Source organism: Chryseobacterium gotjawalense (assembly GCF_030012525.1).
Lineage (GTDB): Bacteria > Bacteroidota > Bacteroidia > Flavobacteriales > Weeksellaceae > Kaistella > Kaistella gotjawalense.
On the sequence record NZ_CP124855.1, the window covers coordinates 1,332,555 to 1,351,547 of the forward strand.

23 protein-coding genes are annotated in these 18,993 nt (G+C 37.3%); 4 read left to right on the top strand and 19 right to left on the bottom strand.

The window, feature by feature from the left end; genetic code table 11:
- The first annotated feature begins 24 nt into the window (after window positions 1-24).
- Together QGN23_RS06080 and QGN23_RS06085 are read left to right on the top strand one after the other, a co-directional pair.
- Entirely contained in the window at window positions 25-396 is a 372-nt protein-coding gene (locus QGN23_RS06080) for a hypothetical protein (protein ID WP_282906103.1), read from the top strand.
- The gene (locus QGN23_RS06085; protein ID WP_282906104.1) at window positions 393-884 is read left to right on the top strand and encodes a hypothetical protein; all 492 of its coding nucleotides are present in this window, start codon (window positions 393-395) and stop codon (window positions 882-884) included. The genes QGN23_RS06080 and QGN23_RS06085 overlap by 4 nt, the downstream gene beginning before the upstream one ends.
- Before the next feature lie 52 nt (window positions 885-936).
- Here the strand turns inward: QGN23_RS06085 and QGN23_RS06090 are convergent, their stop codons facing one another.
- From QGN23_RS06090 to ruvX, 5 genes are all read right to left on the bottom strand, one after another.
- Complete coding sequence (locus QGN23_RS06090) at window positions 937-2,010, bottom strand: FUSC family protein (protein ID WP_282906105.1); 1,074 nt, start codon at window positions 2,008-2,010, stop codon at window positions 937-939.
- A 5-nt stretch (window positions 2,011-2,015) separates the two neighbouring features.
- Window positions 2,016-2,783, bottom strand: a complete 768-nt coding sequence (gene mazG, locus QGN23_RS06095; protein WP_282906106.1) for a nucleoside triphosphate pyrophosphohydrolase — start codon at window positions 2,781-2,783, stop codon at window positions 2,016-2,018.
- A 138-nt stretch (window positions 2,784-2,921) separates the two neighbouring features.
- Window positions 2,922-3,473: a DUF5606 family protein gene (locus tag QGN23_RS06100; RefSeq protein WP_282906107.1), complete on the bottom strand. Its 552-nt coding sequence runs from the start codon at window positions 3,471-3,473 to the stop codon at window positions 2,922-2,924.
- Window positions 3,474-3,531: 58 nt separating this feature from the next.
- Entirely contained in the window at window positions 3,532-4,104 is a 573-nt protein-coding gene (gene def, locus QGN23_RS06105) for a peptide deformylase (protein ID WP_282906108.1), read from the bottom strand.
- Complete coding sequence (ruvX, locus tag QGN23_RS06110) at window positions 4,101-4,517, bottom strand: Holliday junction resolvase RuvX (RefSeq protein WP_282906109.1); 417 nt, start codon at window positions 4,515-4,517, stop codon at window positions 4,101-4,103. The genes def and ruvX overlap by 4 nt, the downstream gene beginning before the upstream one ends.
- A gap of 143 nt (window positions 4,518-4,660) precedes the next feature.
- Here ruvX and QGN23_RS06115 point away from each other — a divergent pair, with 143 nt between their 5' ends.
- Together QGN23_RS06115 and QGN23_RS06120 are read left to right on the top strand one after the other, a co-directional pair.
- A complete protein-coding gene (locus tag QGN23_RS06115; RefSeq protein WP_282906110.1) occupies window positions 4,661-5,701 on the top strand; it encodes a zinc-dependent alcohol dehydrogenase family protein in 1,041 nt (346 codons plus the stop codon).
- 95 nt (window positions 5,702-5,796) lie between these two features.
- The gene (locus QGN23_RS06120; protein ID WP_282906111.1) at window positions 5,797-6,273 is read left to right on the top strand and encodes a SixA phosphatase family protein; all 477 of its coding nucleotides are present in this window, start codon (window positions 5,797-5,799) and stop codon (window positions 6,271-6,273) included.
- Between the two features lie 157 nt (window positions 6,274-6,430).
- Here the strand turns inward: QGN23_RS06120 and gcvP are convergent, their stop codons facing one another.
- The 14 genes from gcvP to hemN all read right to left on the bottom strand — a co-directional run bounded on the left by gcvP (window position 6,431) and on the right by hemN (window position 18,920).
- The gene (gene gcvP / locus QGN23_RS06125) at window positions 6,431-9,289 is read right to left on the bottom strand and encodes an aminomethyl-transferring glycine dehydrogenase (protein WP_282906112.1); all 2,859 of its coding nucleotides are present in this window, start codon (window positions 9,287-9,289) and stop codon (window positions 6,431-6,433) included.
- A gap of 398 nt (window positions 9,290-9,687) precedes the next feature.
- Complete coding sequence (locus tag QGN23_RS06130) at window positions 9,688-10,338, bottom strand: DnaJ domain-containing protein (RefSeq protein WP_282906113.1); 651 nt, start codon at window positions 10,336-10,338, stop codon at window positions 9,688-9,690.
- 221 nt (window positions 10,339-10,559) lie between these two features.
- Window positions 10,560-10,799 (bottom strand): hypothetical protein, encoded by a 240-nt coding sequence (locus QGN23_RS06135; protein ID WP_282906114.1) that lies wholly within the window; start codon window positions 10,797-10,799, stop codon window positions 10,560-10,562.
- 225 nt (window positions 10,800-11,024) lie between these two features.
- Window positions 11,025-11,468, bottom strand: a complete 444-nt coding sequence (locus QGN23_RS06140; protein ID WP_282906115.1) for an SRPBCC family protein — start codon at window positions 11,466-11,468, stop codon at window positions 11,025-11,027.
- Between the two features lie 17 nt (window positions 11,469-11,485).
- Window positions 11,486-11,911 (bottom strand): SRPBCC family protein, encoded by a 426-nt coding sequence (locus tag QGN23_RS06145; RefSeq protein WP_282906116.1) that lies wholly within the window; start codon window positions 11,909-11,911, stop codon window positions 11,486-11,488.
- 17 nt (window positions 11,912-11,928) lie between these two features.
- The gene (locus QGN23_RS06150; RefSeq protein WP_282906117.1) at window positions 11,929-12,795 is read right to left on the bottom strand and encodes a VOC family protein; all 867 of its coding nucleotides are present in this window, start codon (window positions 12,793-12,795) and stop codon (window positions 11,929-11,931) included.
- Window positions 12,796-12,838: 43 nt separating this feature from the next.
- Entirely contained in the window at window positions 12,839-13,252 is a 414-nt protein-coding gene (locus tag QGN23_RS06155; protein ID WP_282906118.1) for an SRPBCC domain-containing protein, read from the bottom strand.
- Window positions 13,253-13,314: 62 nt separating this feature from the next.
- A complete protein-coding gene (locus QGN23_RS06160; RefSeq protein ID WP_282906119.1) occupies window positions 13,315-13,728 on the bottom strand; it encodes an SRPBCC domain-containing protein in 414 nt (137 codons plus the stop codon).
- A gap of 91 nt (window positions 13,729-13,819) precedes the next feature.
- On the bottom strand, window positions 13,820-14,317 hold the full coding sequence (gene tpx / locus QGN23_RS06165) for a thiol peroxidase (RefSeq protein WP_282906120.1): 498 nt from the start codon (window positions 14,315-14,317) through the stop codon (window positions 13,820-13,822).
- 185 nt (window positions 14,318-14,502) lie between these two features.
- A complete protein-coding gene (locus QGN23_RS06170) occupies window positions 14,503-15,072 on the bottom strand; it encodes a pentapeptide repeat-containing protein (protein ID WP_282906121.1) in 570 nt (189 codons plus the stop codon).
- Between the two features lie 62 nt (window positions 15,073-15,134).
- Window positions 15,135-16,109 carry a 23S rRNA (adenine(1618)-N(6))-methyltransferase RlmF gene (gene rlmF, locus QGN23_RS06175; protein WP_282906122.1) on the bottom strand — a complete coding sequence of 325 codons (975 nt, stop codon included), beginning with the start codon at window positions 16,107-16,109 and terminating at the stop codon, window positions 15,135-15,137.
- A gap of 251 nt (window positions 16,110-16,360) precedes the next feature.
- A complete protein-coding gene (locus QGN23_RS06180; protein WP_282906123.1) occupies window positions 16,361-16,798 on the bottom strand; it encodes a carboxymuconolactone decarboxylase family protein in 438 nt (145 codons plus the stop codon).
- Window positions 16,799-16,877: 79 nt separating this feature from the next.
- Window positions 16,878-17,387, bottom strand: a complete 510-nt coding sequence (locus QGN23_RS06185) for a GNAT family N-acetyltransferase (protein ID WP_282906124.1) — start codon at window positions 17,385-17,387, stop codon at window positions 16,878-16,880.
- Window positions 17,388-17,561: 174 nt separating this feature from the next.
- Entirely contained in the window at window positions 17,562-18,920 is a 1,359-nt protein-coding gene (hemN, locus tag QGN23_RS06190) for an oxygen-independent coproporphyrinogen III oxidase (protein WP_282906125.1), read from the bottom strand.
- Between the last annotated feature and the right edge of the window lie 73 nt (window positions 18,921-18,993).

The window sequence follows — 18,993 nt, forward strand, 5'->3', positions numbered from 1 at the left end:
GCGTATATTTATGTATTTACAATTATGAAAAAAACAATACTACTCATCTTCCTTCTCCTGTTCGGATTCCTCACACTTTTCATGAGCAGTTCGGTCTTATTTGACTGGTTTGGAATCAGAGCAAAAGAAGGCAATTTTGTTCCGTTCATCGTTTGGGCGAACTGGCTTTGTGGAGTGCTTTATTTAATTACTGCCTATGCAATTTTTAAAAATCAGGTTTGGGCGAAGGTGCCTTTAATTATTTCATTAATAATCCTGATTCTGGCTTATGCTGGGTTATTTATTCACATCAATAATGGGGGATTATTTGAAACAAAAACCGTGGGGGCGATGGCTTTCAGAATTTTAGTGTCGGCAACATTTTTATATATCACAACAAAAATTTCTAAAAAATGAAAAAACTATTTGTATCTGCAATCCTCGGATTAACAATCGTAATTTCCTGTGAGAAGAAACAGGAGGAACATGTACACCAGGAGAAAACAGCGACAGAGCAACACGTTGCTGACGAACATGCAACAGAAAATAAGGAAAAATCTGATGACCATGACGATCATGTAAAACTGGAATTAAACAACGGCGCAAAATGGGCTGCGAATGCAGAAATGAAACCTTTTATCTCCGAGATGGAAACCCAGCTTAATGCGTACAAACCGGAAAATGGTGACTATAAAATGTTGGCGGCTCACCTGAGTGCCACAAATGATAATCTTGTAAAAAGCTGTACGATGACAGGGACATCTCATGAGATCCTGCACGCCTGGTTAGCTCCTTACATGAAAGAAATAGAAAAACTAAAGAAAGCTGAAAACCGGGAAGATGCCAATCACATCGTTGGCAAACTCAAAGAATCGATGAAGGAATACCATCAATATTTTGATTAGAAAAGAGTATCAATTGTAACCTTCAGTATATCTGGAGGTTACTTTTTTAATCTCAATTCCTGTTCAACTTCATTTTTGTTCCGCGGATCTTCTTTTCTATAGTGGCGATTAAAGTGTGGTGATGCAAAAACCATCCAGCAGCAAGTCCGATTAAACTTCCGATGACCGTATCTAAAATCCTTGCTCCCATTAATTCATTAACATTAATCATCGCTCCCGAAGAATTTTCAGCGAGAAAAATGGTTAAAGGCGTAATGAAAATAACTGCCAAACCGTAATTGCGGACCACGATGAGTTCGATCACAAACTGCAAACCTGCAATAATTAAAACCAATGCCAAACCTTTTGGTTCTAAAATCAAAATGATCCAGGTAACTCCCATGCCAATAAATGTCCCGATGATGCGGTGCAAATTGCGCTGTCGTGTGTGTAGTAAATCTTTGCCCTGCATAATTGCCAAGGCGGAAACGGGAATCCAATAAGCGCTTTTCATTTCTAAAATATTGGCGGTTAAAAGTGCTGAAAACATCGCGACGGCAAGAATAAGACTTTCGACAATACCCGTATAGCGTTTCTTTTTCAGAACTCTTCTCGCTTTTGGTGCTTCTGCTTTTTTCGCAATGAAAACCGAATAGAAAAATGCCAAACATACAGAAAGCATTGCACCCATCGAAACCAAACCCACTCTCACAGGAATCGATTCGAACTCAAAAGGAAGGGAAATGGCCACTGCACCAATCATAATGAAAAAGAAATTTCCCGGCGGCGGAATATCAAAATAGGTTGATATTAAATGAGCAAGAAAAGCGATCAGTCCAAGCGCAGCAGCACTTACGTAGGGATTAAAACTCAAGACCGATCCCAACGCAAACGAAAGCGTAAAACCGAAGGCACAAACACACAGATGAATCATTCTTTTAGCGAGGGGCGCTTGCGTAAAGTAAAGAATTACCAAGGCACCGATGCTCGCAAGATTTCCGTATGCAGGTTTCTGAAAATACCACCCAATAAAAAGGCAAACACCAACACAGATTCCCGCTAAAAAAGGAAAATGCCAAAGTCGCTCTGTTTTTTTGATTTCCACGAGCGATTTTACGTGGTCATTTAATTGATGTTGAAATCTCATTTTTCTTATTCAAATAGTTTAGCTTCTTCCCAAAGTTCATCCATTTGCTCCAGACTTAAATCTGATAAACTGATATTTTTTGCGAGTGCCAGATTCTCCATTTTCTGAAATCTGCCGATGAACTTATTATTGGTTCTTTCCAAAGCCGAATCAGGATTGATCCCTAAAATTCTGGCATAATTAATGAGCGAGAAAAAAACATCGCCCAACTCCGATTCTTTTTTGTCCAAATCGGTTTCAGCGTGGAATTCCGCGAGTTCCTCATCTACTTTTTTCCAGGCATCTTCGGCGTTGGCAAACTCAAAACCGATTCCTTTTACTTTATCCTGAATCCGGTACGCTTTTATCAAACTCGGAGTTCCTTTCGTCACGCCAGAAAGTACGGATTTGTTGCCTTCTTTCAGTTTCAGTTTTTCCCAGTTTTGTTTAACTTCTTCTTCATCTTTCACCTCCAAATTACCATAAATATGGGGATGGCGGAAAATAAGTTTTTCATTTAAAGAATTAATCACATCAGCGATATCAAAACTTCCTTTCTCAGATCCGATTTTTGCATAAAAAACCAAATGGAGCAGAACATCTCCCAACTCCTTTTTGATCTCCGGTAAGTCCTCTTGCAGCAAAGCATCAGAAAGTTCATAAACTTCTTCCAAAGTCAAGTGCCGAAGGGTCTGCAAAGTCTGTTTTTGATCCCACGGACATTTTTCGCGCAGATCATTCATGATATCGAGTAAGCGGTCGAAAGAGGCTAATTGTTCTGCTCTGGAATTCATGGGGTGTAGGGTGTTGGGTGATGGATGCAAATTTAGTTTAAATAAAAAAACTTCGACAAAAATTTAATTCCTTGTCGAAGCAGATTTATTTTAATGGAAAAAAAAATTGCAATATTACTGATTAAAAATTGCGGCTGTTTATCCCATTTTTCGGTGTGTACTTTTCGGCGCTGATTTGGCTGATGAAGTAGAAGCTTTCGCTTTTGGAGTGGTTGCTTTCTCTGTTTTTGGAGCTGCTTTTTTAGTTTCCTTTTTTTCTGCGATTGCCGGTTCTTCTTCGGCCTCGACCTCTGGTTTAACAAAACTGTCCGGCGTAATATATCCCGCTTTGTGAAGGATATTATACCATTGAGCCAATTTTTTGATGTCGGAAACATATACTCTTTCCTTGTCATAATTGGGCAGAGATGTAGACATCAATGCTCGCAAATCCTCTTCGGAAGATTTATGAGAAATCGTTTCTTTATAATCTTCGTTTTTTGCTAAGTTTTCGAAAACCTCAAACAAAGGAATTTCATTGTCTTTCGTAAACATCGCGATATTATCGAGCAAGCTTACTTGTGAAGAATTAGAAATACTGACTTTTTTCTTGGTCAGCACATCTTCGATGATAAATCCGTTTTTCAACTGCGAAATCAATTTGTAAAGTCCTGGTTTCCCGGAAATTGATATTATTTTCTCTAACTTCATTTTTTTAATATTTGTTTGAATTTTATTTTTAGCTGGATCCGCCTTTTAGCTGGATTATTTACTTGGGAAATCTCATTTTATAAGTCACGGACACGTCCCCATGGGAAATCTTCAACAGTTTCCCTTTGACTAATTTTTTCTTTAATGAACTCAAATGATCGGTAAAAAGAATTCCTTCAATATGATCATATTCATGCTGAATTACGCGCGCTCTCATGTCTGAAAAAGTGTCGGTATGTTTAACGAAGTTTTCGTCATAATATTCAATCAGGATGGTTTCTTTTCTTTTCACATCCTCACGTATATCGGGAATGGACAGACAACCTTCATTGAATTTCCATTCTTCGCCACTTTCTTCCAGAATTTTCGCGTTGATGAAAACCTTTCTGAAATCCTTCAGTTCATCGGCAATATCTGCATAATCCTCATCTTCTGCCAACGGAGAAACATCTACTACAAAAAGGCGGATATCCAAACCAATCTGTGGTGCTGCCAAACCTATGCCGTTTGCGCTGAGCATGGTTTCGAACATATTATCCAATAAGGATTTCAGCTCCGGATAATCTTTGTTAATTTCGTGACAATGTTTTCTTAATACAGCATCTCCAAATGCTCTTATCGGTAATATCATTTCTGTTTCTGTTCTAAATAATTTTGCAATATAATGGTTGCACTTATTTTATCAATCAATCCTTTTTCTTCTCTTTTCTTCTTCGTCTTTCCACTTTGTGAGATAAAAAAAGAAGCCATTTTTGAGGTAAAACGTTCATCAAAACGATCTACTTCAATGGTCGGAAATTCGGTTTTGAATTTTTCTATAAATTTCAAAATATGAACTTCCACTTCATTTAAATTTCCTTTTAAATCAGTGGGAAGTCCTACTACGATTTGCTCTACCTTGTTTTCACTAAAATACTTTTTTAAAAATAAAAAAACATCTTTGGTGGCAACAGTATCCAAACCACTGGCAATGATTTGCATATCATCGGTGACCGCAATACCGCACCGGGCTTTTCCATAATCAATTGCTAAAATTTGTGACATCGGGTACAAATTTACAAATATTTGTCTTTGCGTACAATATTTAAAAAGTAGTGATTAAAATCATTTCTTTTTTCGGAAAAGTCACCGGTAATCTTTCTATCTTTAATAAGGCAAAAAATGTCTCATTAATAATCACATTCATTATGAAAGCTTTAGTATTTAAAGGACCCGGACAAAAAGACCTCGTCGATTGTCCGATGCCGGTGATAAAAGAATCAACCGACGTGATTGTAAAAATGGTAAAATCTACCATTTGCGGAACAGACCTTCATATTTTAAAAGGCGATGTTCCTGAAGTAACTCCGGGAAGAATCCTGGGACATGAAGGAATTGGTATTGTAGAAGAAGTCGGAAGTTCCGTCATCAGCTTCAAAAAAGGAGATAAAGTATTGATTTCCTGCATTACCTCCTGCGGAAAATGCGAGAACTGTAAAAAACAACTCTATGCCCACTGTTCTGATGGTGGCTGGATTTTAGGACATTTAATCGACGGAACTCAGGCGGAATATGTACGGATTCCTCACGGTGACAATTCGCTTTATCCTTTGCCAGCAGATATGAATGAAGAAGGAGCAGTAATGCTGAGTGATATCTTACCCACCGGTTTTGAAATCGGCGTACTGAACGGAAAAGTAAGTCCCGGCGATACCGTGGCTATTGTTGGTGCAGGACCTATCGGATTTGCAGCACTGCTGACGGCTCAGTTTTTTGCTCCTTCAAAAATCATTATGATTGATTTGGACCAGGAAAGACTGGAACTTTCAAAAAGTTTTGGTGCTACCGATATTATTAACAGCGGAGACGGTAATGCCGTAGAAGCCTTGAAAAAAATAGTAGGCGAACAGGGAGTTGATGTCGCCATAGAAGCAGTGGGAATCCCGGCTACGTTTGACATTTGTCAGAAAATCCTGAAACCCGGTGCTCACCTCGCGAACGTAGGCGTACACGGAAAACCTGTGGAATTGCATATCGAACAACTGTGGATCAGAAACGTAACGATTACCATGGGACTGGTTTGTACCAATACGACACCGATGCTTCTGAAAAATGTAGAAAGTAAAAGACTGCAGCCCGAAAAACTCATTACCCACCGTTTCGATTTCAAAGACATGATCCGCGCGTATGAAGTGTTCGGTAATGCCGCAAAAGAAAAAGCACTGAAAGTTATTATTAATTTCAACTGATTTTTTAAAAATGTTTAATATTTCACTTTAAAAAAGGGGAAGTAACCTCACTTCTCCTTTTTTTTATTTAATTTTAGTCTCCGAAAAAAAACCAAATGAAAACACTGATTCTTGTCCGCCATGCTAAAAGCGACTGGCCCGAAAACACCGAAGATTTCGACCGGCCACTTGCTGAAAAAGGGATACATGATGCCGAGAAAATGTCTCATTTTCTGAAAGAAAAAAACATTGAAATCGAGAAATTCTTCACCAGTCCTGCTTTACGGGCATTTTCAACGTGTGAAATTTTCAACAAAGAATATAAAGTTGAAATCGAGACCATACAAAAACTGTACAACGCATCCGACACTAATTTCGAAAATATCACTTTGGGGTTAGATGACCAACTGAATAAAGTGGCGATGTTTTCTCACAATAACGGCATCTCGAATTTTGCCAACACCATGACTGATGATATGCTTATCTTCCCAACTGCCGGTGTTGCGGGTTTTGAAATAGACTGCGATTCATGGTCTGATTTTCATTCTGCCAATAAAAAACTGATCTTCTTTTATGACCCCAAGCACATTTAAATCATCTACCGAAAAACATCAATGAAAATTGAACGATCGGTTTAAGGTGGTGAAAAAATTTCTGTAAAATTCACCTTTCTGGTTTTTTTAAAGAAGAATTTACTATAAAAAAATCCTGAAGATGATCTTCAGGATTTTTATTTTTATTTCAATTTAATTACATATAACTTTCAATCGGTGCACAGGTACACACCAGATTTCTGTCGCCGTACGCTTCATCAACACGGGAAACAGACGCGAAGAATTTGTGATCACGAACCCAATCCAATGGATAAGCTGCTTTTTCGCGGCTGTATGGTCGATCCCAGGCATCCGAAATCACGACCTGTTCTGTATGTGGCGCGTTTTTCAAAACATTGTTTGCGGTATCATACTTTCCTTCTGCGATTTCATCAATCTCTCTTTTGATTGAAATTAATGCTTCTGCGAAACGGTCCAATTCTGATTTACTTTCAGACTCAGTCGGTTCAATCATTAAAGTTCCAGCAACCGGGAAACTTACTGTTGGAGCGTGGTAACCGTAATCCATCAACCGTTTTGCGATATCCGTAACTTCAATTCCAAGAGGCTTAAACTGGCGGAAATCGATGATACATTCGTGGGCAACTCTGCCCTTCCCATTCGAATAAAGTACCGGGAAATGCTCGCCCAGAACTTCTTTCAAATAATTAGCATTAAGAATCGCATGACCGGTCGCTTTTTTCAAACCAAACGTTCCCAGCATTTTGATATAAGCGTAAGAAATATTCAGCACTAAAGAAGAACCGTAAGGGGCACTGGAAATAGCTTCAATAGACTCTTTGGTTCCGATTTTAATATTAGGATTACTCGGTAAAAATTTCACCAAATGCTCTGCCACACAGATTGGGCCAACTCCGGGACCACCACCACCATGCGGAATTGCAAAGGTTTTGTGTAAGTTCAGGTGACAAACATCAGCTCCGATATTTCCAGGCGACGTGTAGCCAACCTGCGCATTCATATTCGCGCCATCCATATAAATCTGTCCACCGTGGGAGTGAATTAAATCTGTTATTTCAATGATATTATCATCAAAGAAACCGTAGGTTGACGGATAAGTAATCATCACTGCGGCAAGATTTTCACTGTGCAGTTCGGCTTTTGCTTTTAAATCTTCGAAATCGATTTCACCGCTTTCAAGATTTTTCACTACTACCACTTTCATGCCCGCCAGAACTGCAGACGCAGGATTTGTTCCGTGCGCAGATTGTGGAATCAAAGCGATATTCCGGTGACCTTCACCACGGGATTTATGATACTCGCGAATCACCATTAATCCTGCATATTCTCCTTGAGCACCAGAATTTGGCTGTAGAGAAGTTCCTGCAAAACCTGTGATTTCCGCTAAATCTTTTTCTAATTCTTTAATTAAGATTTGATAACCTCCAGCTTGTTCAACGGGTACAAAAGGATGAACACTTCCCCATTCTGCCCAGGATAACGGTAACATTTGGGTTGCGGCATTCAACTTCATCGTGCAGGAACCAAGTGAAATCATCGACTGCGTCAAAGAAAGATCTTTCTTTTCTAAGCGTTTGATGTATCTCATTAACTCGGTTTCTGTATGGTATCTGTTGAAAACTTCTTCTTTCAGAATTTCATCAGTTCTTAAAAATTCCTGTGGAATTTGAACTTCCTCTTTAAAGGTTAATTTGAAACTTTGTTTATCTAAAAATCCTGCAAAAGCATCAAAAAGATATTGAACTTTGGCCGTAGTTGAAGATTCGTTTAAAGAAACACTTACAATTCCTTCCGAGAAATAATTAAGGTTGATTTTTCGGTCACGCATCATTCTCATTAAACGACTTTTATCGTCTTCATTAATTCTGAATTTTACGGTATCGAAAATTGGTCCTTCTACCACTTTATAACCCAAAGTTGCCAGTCCGTCCCGCAAAGCAACCGCTTTGAAATGGATTTGGTCAGCAATGAAATTCAATCCTTTCGGGCCGTGGTAAACAGCGTACATTCCAGCCATAACCGCTAAAAGAACCTGTGCGGTACAGATATTAGAAGTTGCTTTTTCTCTTTTAATATGTTGCTCTCTGGTTTGAAGCGCCATTCTCAAAGCTCTCTTTCCGTAAGCATCCTGAGAAACTCCGATAATTCTGCCGGGAAGATCACGTTTGTATTCGTCTTTACAGGCAAAAAATGCTGCGTGAGGACCGCCGTAACCCATCGGAATTCCAAATCGCTGGGTAGTTCCAACTGCGCAATCTGCGCCCATATCTGCCGGTGATTTCAGTTTCACCAAAGACATCGGATCACAGGCAACAACTACCTGCAGCTCAAATTCTTTATACTGTTTAATGCTTTCTGAATAGTCTATAATCATTCCGTTTTTCCCCGGATACTGCAAAATCACACCAAAACAAGACTCGTCGAACTGATGCATTTGGTGATCTCCTACAATCACTTCGATTCCCAAACCTTCTGCTTTTGTTTTCAAAACAGCCAACGTTTGCGGTAATACTAAATCTGAAACGAAGAATTTATGAGCCCCGGATTTTTTCTGCGTTTTTGTTCTGCTCTCGAAGAACATGTGCATCGCTTCGGCAGCGGCAGTAGATTCATCTAAAAGGGAAGCATTCGCTAACTTAAAACCGGTTAAATCACAAACTACCGTTTGAAAATTCAATAATGCTTCTAATCGCCCTTGAGCAATTTCTGCCTGGTAAGGCGTATAAGCAGTGTACCAGGACGGATTTTCCAAAATATTACGTTGGATAACACTTGGCAAAACCGTGTTGTGATATCCGAAACCGATATAGTTATCGAACATTAAATTTTTGGCAGCTAATTCTTTGGAATGCGCTAACATTTCCTGCTCCGACAGTGCTTCCGAAATATCGAGCTCTTTCTGCAATCGAATGGAATCCGGAATGGTCTGACCAATTAATTCTTCAATACTTGCAACGCCTACTTTTTCTAACATCGCTTGTGTATCGGCTTCATTCAAGGAAATGTGACGATTTACAAATTGTGTGGTATTCATATGTTTTTACTAGATTTTTTCTGAAATAAAGGTTCGTAAAAATACAAATTTTTGCGCATTACCACAATTGATAAATCTCATTTAATTAAGATCATAGACCGCTTTGCCGATAGACAAAAGATAAAATACTTTAATTGCAAAGAAAACTTTAATCGCCTGAAGAATACTTTTAAATTTCCACACTCCTTATTTTGATTTATTCTAAATTAGATTTATATTTGCATCATGAATGGTCAGATTATCCCTTTTAAAGTATCACCACTGATGCCCTTTAGCGAAATTAAAGAGGAATTAACCTGTGGTAAAAAGAACTGCTGTAAAAAATTTAAGAAAGGAAAACGGTGTAAGAAATGTCCCGGCCGGCTTAAAATGGTCTGAAAAAACCGTCGGATTTCTTTTTAATTAAAGAAATTCTTCCATAATATCATCATGACAATCAGAATCATGACGAGTGCGATGATGATCCGGATGGACCTCGGAATTCCGTGCGGATTGATGGATGTTGGTTTTTCGGGTTTAAATAAATTTTCGACATCATTTCTAAATTCCTCGCTTTTATTCTCAAAGATTTCGGTGATTGTAATTCCCTGCACCACCGTTTTATTCAACAGCGAATTGGTCACGTGCAATAACAATTGAAATTTGCCGTCCTGAAATTCCGTAATTCGGATTACTTTCTCGCCATATCCTTTCTGCAAGCCAAATGGTAACACTTTTACAATATCAGCATTTTGAGTCTGCCACGAAATAATCACTTCCTCCCCTTTTTGAACCCTCACTTTATTCGCCGAAAAAGATTTGATTGAGGGTGGAAGATTCGGCCGATAACTTCTTTGCAGATGACTTAAATTGTCATCGTAAATTCTTCGTTTCTCAGCATCAATCAACATTTCATACGCTTCTTTAATTTCCATGAAACGGCTTTCGAAAAAATAATCGTCCGGATTTTTATCGGGATGGTATTTTAAAGACAATTTACGATACGCTTTTTTGATGTCTTCTTCTGAAGCATTTTCTTTAACACCGAGAAAATAATAGTAATTTTTCATTCCAGTTTAAAAACGTTTTCCAAACGTAATTTGATGAGCAAAAGTAAGGATTTTAAAAATTAATTATTGCAAAAAAAGTCAAGTCTGTTGTAATAATAAGCATCTGCGAAATATAAAACTTATCCTTTAAAGAGAAGATCAATAAAAAAGTGCAAAAGAAAGGATTCTCTGCACTTGTAATAATAATTTAGGATGAAATGAAATGGCACTTAAGATTCACTTCATTTTTTACAGCATTCCGACTTATATTGATTTTTAATTTTATCCTTCATTTCCGTATACTTTTCGTCATTCATTTCCCGGATTTTATCAACAACACCAAAAACCGTTTTTTCAATGATTCCATATTCCTCAAGAATAGCTTTCATGGCTTTTCTTCTTTGATACATTTTGTTTGCTGCCATAACCAAACCTAGTACAGCGAAAGCTCCAAAGGCCGTTTTTACATTTGAATTTTTCATTTTTTTAAATTTTAAATTTTACGTTGAACTGATCTTCTTTTTATTAAAGAGGAATGAATTCCGTTTTTACTTTAATTTTTAAAAGAAACAATCTCCTTTTATTTGACAGATGGATCAGCTGAAAATTTACTTTAAATAAATTTTGTAATTTTTATTATGTTCAAAAAGCAGCAATCATTATTCCACAATAAAAAAAAGCAGATATAAACCTGCTCTCATTTTTTTCTATTCTTTTTCGGCCAGCTTTTTCAGCATTGCGAAACCTTCTTTAAAACCTTTATTCATCAAATCTTCATTTTCATTGCTGGTATGAAGACTCGCCCTGAGTTGCGTCATATTTTCGTCAACCGCCCGCAGAAAATATTTTTCTTCGGCGCCACTCCAGTCTTTAACGTCCTTTGTGTACGTATCTTCTACCCCATCTTTTACAATTCCCAAATGCTTGAAAACAACTTCATTGGGCTCGTCTAAACTTTCAATGGTCGAAACCATCCCTTCACCTTTCTGATTGGTAAAATAGGTTTTGCCACCAACTTTCCAGTCAGATTTCATTTGTGAATCTGGTGCAAAAAACTGCGTCCATATTGGATATGTTTCCGGGTTCCATAGTAAATCCCAAACTTTTTGAATCGGCGCATTGATATGAATTTCGTAATCTAAAGTTTCCATGGTTTTGCGTTTTAAAATTATTGCTCTTCCGAAAGTTCTTTTATTTTTTCAAAATTTTTCGGATATTTTGTATTGAAGAAATCTACAAATTCATCCAGCGAATTTACCTTTCCTATTAAAAGAGTTTTGTTTTCATAGGGTTCTAAAAGATAGCTGATGGTCGAGTCTTCCCAATCCTGAGGACTGACTTCGCCATCAAAAATCCAGCCCAAATGTTTCATGCTGAGTTCCTGATTGGGAATATTTTTAATCACCTGATTGTACATTCCATTATTTTTGGGATCAAGAAATTTCATCACGCTTCCCTCTTCCCAATTTCCTTCGAAATAGGTACCTTCATTCATCGCAGAAGCCCATTTTTGGTAAGCATCCTGAGTGAACAGCACTTCCCAAACTTTTTCAGGAGTGGCATTAATCTGTATTTTAAACTCTAATAATTTCACTTGTATTCAATTTATTTTTAAGAATTATAGGCGTATTCTAACGCTGAAATTTCAATTTTCTGCATGCTCATCATTGCTTCTACAACTTTTTGCGCTTTCACCGGTTGATTGAAATCATTCATTAATTCTAATAATCTTTTGGGAACAATTTGCCAACTGACGCCGAACTGATCTTTTAACCATCCGCACATCGACGGTCGTCCGCCATTCTCAATAAGCGAATTCCATAAATGATCCGTTTGTATTTGGTCATCGGTCATTACGACAATTGAAATTCCTTCATTAAAATCAAATTGATGATCGTAAGAATTATCCATACAGAAGAATGAATAATGATCAATTACAAAATGAGCATGCTGTATATTTTCGGGATTTTCCTGACTTTTACCGCCGATTCCTTCCCCATATTTCAGGACACTTTCTATTCTGGAATTAGGAAAAATTCCGGTGTAAAACTCCATCGCTTTCATCGCTTTTCCATTGTTCTGATGAATGAACATCAAGGTAGGAATTATTTTCTGACCGTTTTTTTTGTCCGTAAGATTAATCTGCCAAGTAACGCCAAACCGGTCACGAACCCAGCCGTATTTTTTCGACCACGGATATTCGCCCAAATCCATTAAAATGATGCCGTCTTGAGAAATATTTTGCCAGTATTTCTGAACTTCCTCTTCGGTTTCACAAAGAACCATGAAAGAAATAGAAGCATTTTTTTCGAACTGCGGACCACCGTTGAGAAACATTAATTTCTGCCCGAACAATTCGATATTTAAAACAACCGGAGTATCAGCGGTAATTTTTCCACCAAAGGTTTCGCAGTAAAAATCAGCGGCTTCTTTTCCATCGCCGTTGAACCAAAGACAGGGAAATATAGTATTGTTCATATTTTTGAATTAAAAAACAGCATAAAAAAACGCTGTAAATTTATTAATTATTCTCGACGTATTTATGAAAGCGGTCTAAAATTGCATAATAACCAACGCGTTGCATTTCTGTGGAATATTGTTCTTCCGGTTCGAAAACCTCTACAACTTCGGTGGTAGTTTCATCAATTTTATTAAAATACACTTCGATCATCCTGCCATCATTTAAAATACTTTTCACATATTCCAAATCTCTGATTTCTACGATTTGGCCGGAGAAATCATAACCGAAGCTTTTATCTTTATATTCCAGACGATAATCAAAGAGTCCACCTTCGCGAAAATCGATCACCGCTTTGGGGCAATGCCAGTTGGGTGTGGTAAAGTTCCATTTTACAATATGCTTTGGGCTGTAAAAATAATCCCATACTTTTTGAATGGGTTTTAGAATGGTAATGTTTATCGTTATCGGCTCCATAGATTATTTTTTATAAAAATACGGAATAATTTTTAAAATTTAATATAAGGAAGTCTGTACGGTTAATAATTCTCTACATATTTATGAAAATTATCAAGAATTGCATACCAGCTTTCTCTCTGCATGAGCTCTGGCTGCCCTGGATCCGGCTCGAAGATTTCGGTTACAGTTGTTGTATTCTGATCTAGAATTTCAAATAATACCTCCACCTTTCTGCCATCTTCCAAATGATATTTTATCTTTTCAAAAGGAGCAACCTCATCATAGATTCCTTTAAAATCAAAACCGAAACTCTGGTCTTTTGCTTCCATTCTATAATTGAATTCGCCACCGATCTGTAAATCATTTTCTGCTTTGGGGCAAGTCCATTCATCACTTGCGAAATTCCACTGGGTGATATGTTCGGGTTGGGTGAAAAATTCCCACACGGTTGAAACGGGTTTTAGAATTGTTATTTCAATTTTTATTGAATCCATTATTTAAATATTTAAAGTTAAAAAATTTCGGTATAAATAAAAAAACTTGCCAGTTTACTACTGACAAGTTTTATGATTGGTTTTTTACAATTTACTTTAAAGCATTCAAAGCTGCTTCGTAATTAGGTTCCTGTGCAATTTCGGGAACCTGCTCTGTATAAATTACTTTTCCGTTTTCATCGGCCACAATTACGGCACGGCTCAAAAGATCCTGCATTGGAGAATCGGAAATTTTCACCCCGAAATCATCTCCAAAAGAGCCACGATAATCTGATAAACTTACCACATGATCGAGACCTTCTGCAGCACAGAAGCGGTTCAATGCAAAAGGCAAATCTTTTGAAACATTGATCACTACGGCATTTTCTAACGTCCCTGCTTCTTCATTAAATTTTCTCGCAGAAGCCGCACAAACACCGGTATCAATACTCGGAAAGATATTGAAAATCTTCTTTTTGCCGGAAAAATCATCATTGGTTTTTTCTTTTAAATCCACATTGATCAGTTTAAAGTTTTTCAACGTGGTTCCTATTTCTGGCAAGTTCCCGACTGTGTGAACCGGATTGCCCTGTAATGTAATGTCTGCCATAATTTCGATTATTTATATTCATTCAAAATTAGGAAAAATTTAACCAAGATCGGTACGATGAAAGTTAAATTAATCTTAATTAAACCTTCTGTCTCAGAAAATATTTTTCAGTCATCATTTATTTTTTTTAATAATTTAAGCATTTCTGCGGCAGTCAAAAAAACATTTAAATGAAAACGAGCCAATTAAATTATGACAATATCATATTTATCCAGCAGTCCGGAAATTCCTGAGACTGAAAATTTCGCCTTTTTGAGACGGTTATTTTCAGGATCGATGGAATAATTGTAAGCGGTTCGGAAATCTGCTTTTTCTAAAATACTGTGCGCAAAAATGGCCTGTAAAAGATCGCAGTTGTCAAAAATAACACCGGTTAAATTGGATTCTGAAAAATCGATTTCCCGTAACTGACAATTTCTAAAGACGGTTTTTTTGATATTCATCTGAAAAAAGGTCGAATGGTTCAATTGGCAATTTTCAAAAGAAAAGGACAGTCCAAAATCATTGCACGTTTCAAACTGAAGACCGAGCATTTTACAGCCGGTGAACTTCACCTCCCGCAAAACCGTTCCATGCAGCAGCGCCAGGCTCCAGTTGCAATCCCGGAATTCGCAGTCAACGAATTTAAATTCAGTGAGATTAGTTTCTTCAAAATTGCAGTTTGTGAACAGGCAGTTTTCATATTCGCCTTTAATTAAAGGTTTTTGGGAAAAATCTATTTTGTCAAAAGTTTGGTCGTGTAAATTATAAGACATGAATCTTTTTGTTAGTGTTTAGATCACTGCTAATTATCGTATAAATGAAAAAAGCAAATTTTTTATTTATCTTCTGTTTTTCTCCATCTCATTTCCCGCCACTCTTTTTGCTCTTCTTTCGACAGGAAAGACCACGCGATAATTCGACTTGATTTATTACCTGTTCCGATGGGAATGGTTTTAATTTGGGCAACTTCCATTTCATTTAAGGCTTTATAAATCCCTTTCAGATTTGATTGTTTTGACACCAAAGTCGAAAACCAAAAACAGTTCTCTGCAAATTTCTGACTTTCGGTAATCATATCGTGAATAAACCTGGATTCGCCTCCTTCACAAATCAATTCACTGCTGATGCCGGCAAAATTAAGCGCCGGTCTTTCGGTTTTTTTTCCTTTGAGGTTTTTCACTTTTCGATGACTTCCTTTTTGAGCTTCTTCAGTGGAAGAGTGAAAGGGAGGATTGCACATGGAGAAATCAATTTTCTCCTCACTGCTTAAAATTCCATCAAAAAAAGCTTTTGGATTCTCCTGTAAACGAACTTCGATTTTTCCTTCCAAAGATGGATTTGAAGTGACAATATTATTTGAAGATTCCACAGACTGCGGATCAATATCTGACCCGATAAAATTCCAGCCATATTCTGAAACCCCGATGACCGGATAAATACAACTGGCGCCGACACCAATATCTAAAACTTTGATTTTATCACCTTCCGGCAGATCACCAAAATTACTTTGACCTAACAAATCGGCCATATAATGCAGATAATCGGCTCTACCGGGAATGGGCGGACATAAATTTTCATCCGGGAAATCCCAGTTTTTTATTCCGTAATAATGATTCAGCAAAGCTTTATTGAGCAATTTCACCGCTATAGGATTTGCAAAATCAACCGATTCGGTACCATATTTATTAACTGTAATATGTTCAGCCAATTCAGGTACCGCTATTTTCAGGGCATCTAAATCATATCTTTCGCGATTTTTATTACGGATATGAAGTCTTATTTTTTCTTGCGTATTTTTTTCTGTTGACATAATTGATATTGATTTCTTGGCTGAGATTCAGGCGAACTCACCTCTTAATTCTTAATTTGCAAAGAACGAAAAAAGCAGGTTGGAAACCTAACAATCTTAGTCAGTACTTTTCTCTTTTGCTCGTTTATTTCGGAATGGAACCACAATACTTTAGATGAGTTGAGAAAATTTATGATTTTCCCGCGAATGTGCAATTCCGTTTCTTGAAACTATTCGAAACCAATGCGACTGAGGTGTATTTAAAAAAGCGCTTAGTCTAAAGGTGTTCTTGTTGTAATCGCTATTCTGTTCCAACCATTGATGGCGACAACTGCCATGATGACGGCAGCCAATTCATTTGGTGCTAAATGTTCTTCGGCATTTTTATAAACATCGTCTGGAACATGACCGTCAGTAATCAAAGTCATCGCTTCTGTCAACGCTAAAACTGCTCTTTCTTTCTCTGTAAAAAGTTCGGTTTCCCGCCAGGCATCCAATAAAAATAATCTTTGTGAGGTTTCACCCAATTTCATCGCATCACGCGTGTGCATATTAATGCAGAATGCGCAACCATTTATTTGCGAAGCTCTGGTTTTAATAAGTTCGTAAAGTATTTTATCCAAACCACTTTGGGCAAGATATTTTTCAAGTCCTATCATGGCTTCGTACGCCTTGGGATCTACTTTTGAGATATTTATTCTGGTTTTCATTGTTGAATATTTTATATGTTTTTACCTCAAAAACAACTACTGTTTTAATTAAAAAGGTAGAAAGGAGCTGAATTAATTATTACAGTTTGATCTCAAAATAACACACGTCGGCATTTTGATAATGTTCCTGCAATTCAGAAGAATCTTTTAGCTTTTTCATTCCTAAAAATTGAAATCCACTATTTTTATAATGATTGATTAACCGATCGTTTTGTCCGCAAGTATCCATTCTTACAAATTTTTTATTTTGTTTTTTGGCAAATTCTTTTGACCATTCGGCAATTGTCTGAACAAAGTTATTTCCTCTAAAATCAGGATTTGTCGCGATTCGATGAAGGTAGATGGCATCATTGTTTTCACTCTCCTCCCAAATCTGCGCATCATTATAAGTAATCGCCCAAATGCAGGCAATTTTACCGTCGATCATTATTTTGAACTGTCGGTTTTCCATGACTTCAGTTGCAATAAAATCTTTATCAAATTCCGGCCAGACATTTCCGGGAAAGGTGATTTTTTGATAATCGGTTGCGAATTTATAAAGTCTGAAAATTTCGGGGATATCGTCTAAAACGCTGTTTGTTATGATCATTATTTAAGGTGAAATTTAACTTCTTTTCGTAAAGATAATGATAATCGGCTCGAAAATGCGGAGATGCGACAATAATAAAACATCTAAAAAAACAAAAATCGAAACTTTTAATTTTCACGTAACGAAAAAAGCGACTTTTTCAGGCCGCTTTCTATTTTTATTTTAATATCAAAATTATATGGTCATCGAAAAAATCCTTGTTTCGGGTTTGTTCCGCATCATTCTTAAATCAAAAGTCATCGCTACATTTCGGGTAAAAGCGCGGCCTTTTTCGGTTATTTTAATGGTATTGTCAGCAATTTCTACCAAGCCATCGGTTTCCATTTCTTTTAAGGCTTCCAGCGCATTTTCGATTTCGGGGAAAGCAGTTTGCAAATCCCAGGAAGTTTCCAGACGGCACATTAAATTCAGAATATGTTTTCTGATGATTAAATCTTCCTGATTCAAGACATGTCCTTTTACCACAGGAATAATTCCTTCTTCTACGATTTTCTGATACTCCTCTACACTTTTATTATTTTGGGCAAAAGCATACCAGGAATCTGAAATTGCCGACATTCCCAAACCAATCATTAACTGGGTTTTGCTGGACGAATATCCCATAAAATTTCGGTGAATATCGCCGGAAACCATCGATTGATAAAGGTCATCGTGTTCCAAAGCGAAGTGATCCATTCCTACTTCGATATAGCCTAATTCTTCCAACAGTTTTTTTCCGTTGGTATAGAGTTTTCTTTTTTCTTCACCGCTTGGCAAATCGTTTTCGTCGAAACCTCTTTGTCCAACTCCTTTAATCCAGGGAACATGGGCGTAAGAATAAAATGCTAAGCGGTCCGGTTTTAATTCCAAAGTTTTGCGAATTGTATATTCCATTTTTTCCCAAGTGTGAAATGGCAAACCAAACACCAAATCGTGAGAAACGCCTTTGTAACCGATTTCACGCGCCATTTCGGTCACCTTTTTTACATTTTCAAAAGGCTGAATTCTGTTGATCGCTTTCTGAACCTGAAGATCATAATCCTGCACCCCGAAACTGGCTCTTCGGAAACCTAAATCATATAAAGTCTGCAAATGCTCTCTGGTCGTATTATTCGGATGTCCTTCAAAAGAGAATTCCGGATGCTCGGCGATTTCTGCTTTGGCAAAAATCCCTTCCAATAGAATTCTTAAATTTTCTGGAGAAAAGAAAGTGGGTGTTCCGCCACCTAAATGGAGTTCTTTGATTTTGGGAGTTCGGCCAAATAATTTCACATATAAATCCCACTCTTTCAGAACCGTTTCCAGATACGGAGTTTCTACAGAATGTTGCTTGGTAATTCTTTTGTGACAGGCACAAAACGTACACAACTGCTCACAAAACGGCAAGTGAATATAAATGGAGATCCCTTCGGAATCATTGGTTTCATTAAAAGTTCTCAAGACAGACTGCTGCCAAAGATCGCTGGTAAAACTGGCGTCATCCCAAAAAGGAACGGTTGGATAAGAAGTATAACGCGGTCCGGGAATATTATATTTATCGATTAAAGAATTCATTTGGAAGTATGGTTTTTACGGATATTTATGAAATTCATTTTGAAATTTCATTTTGCAAAAATACGAAATAACT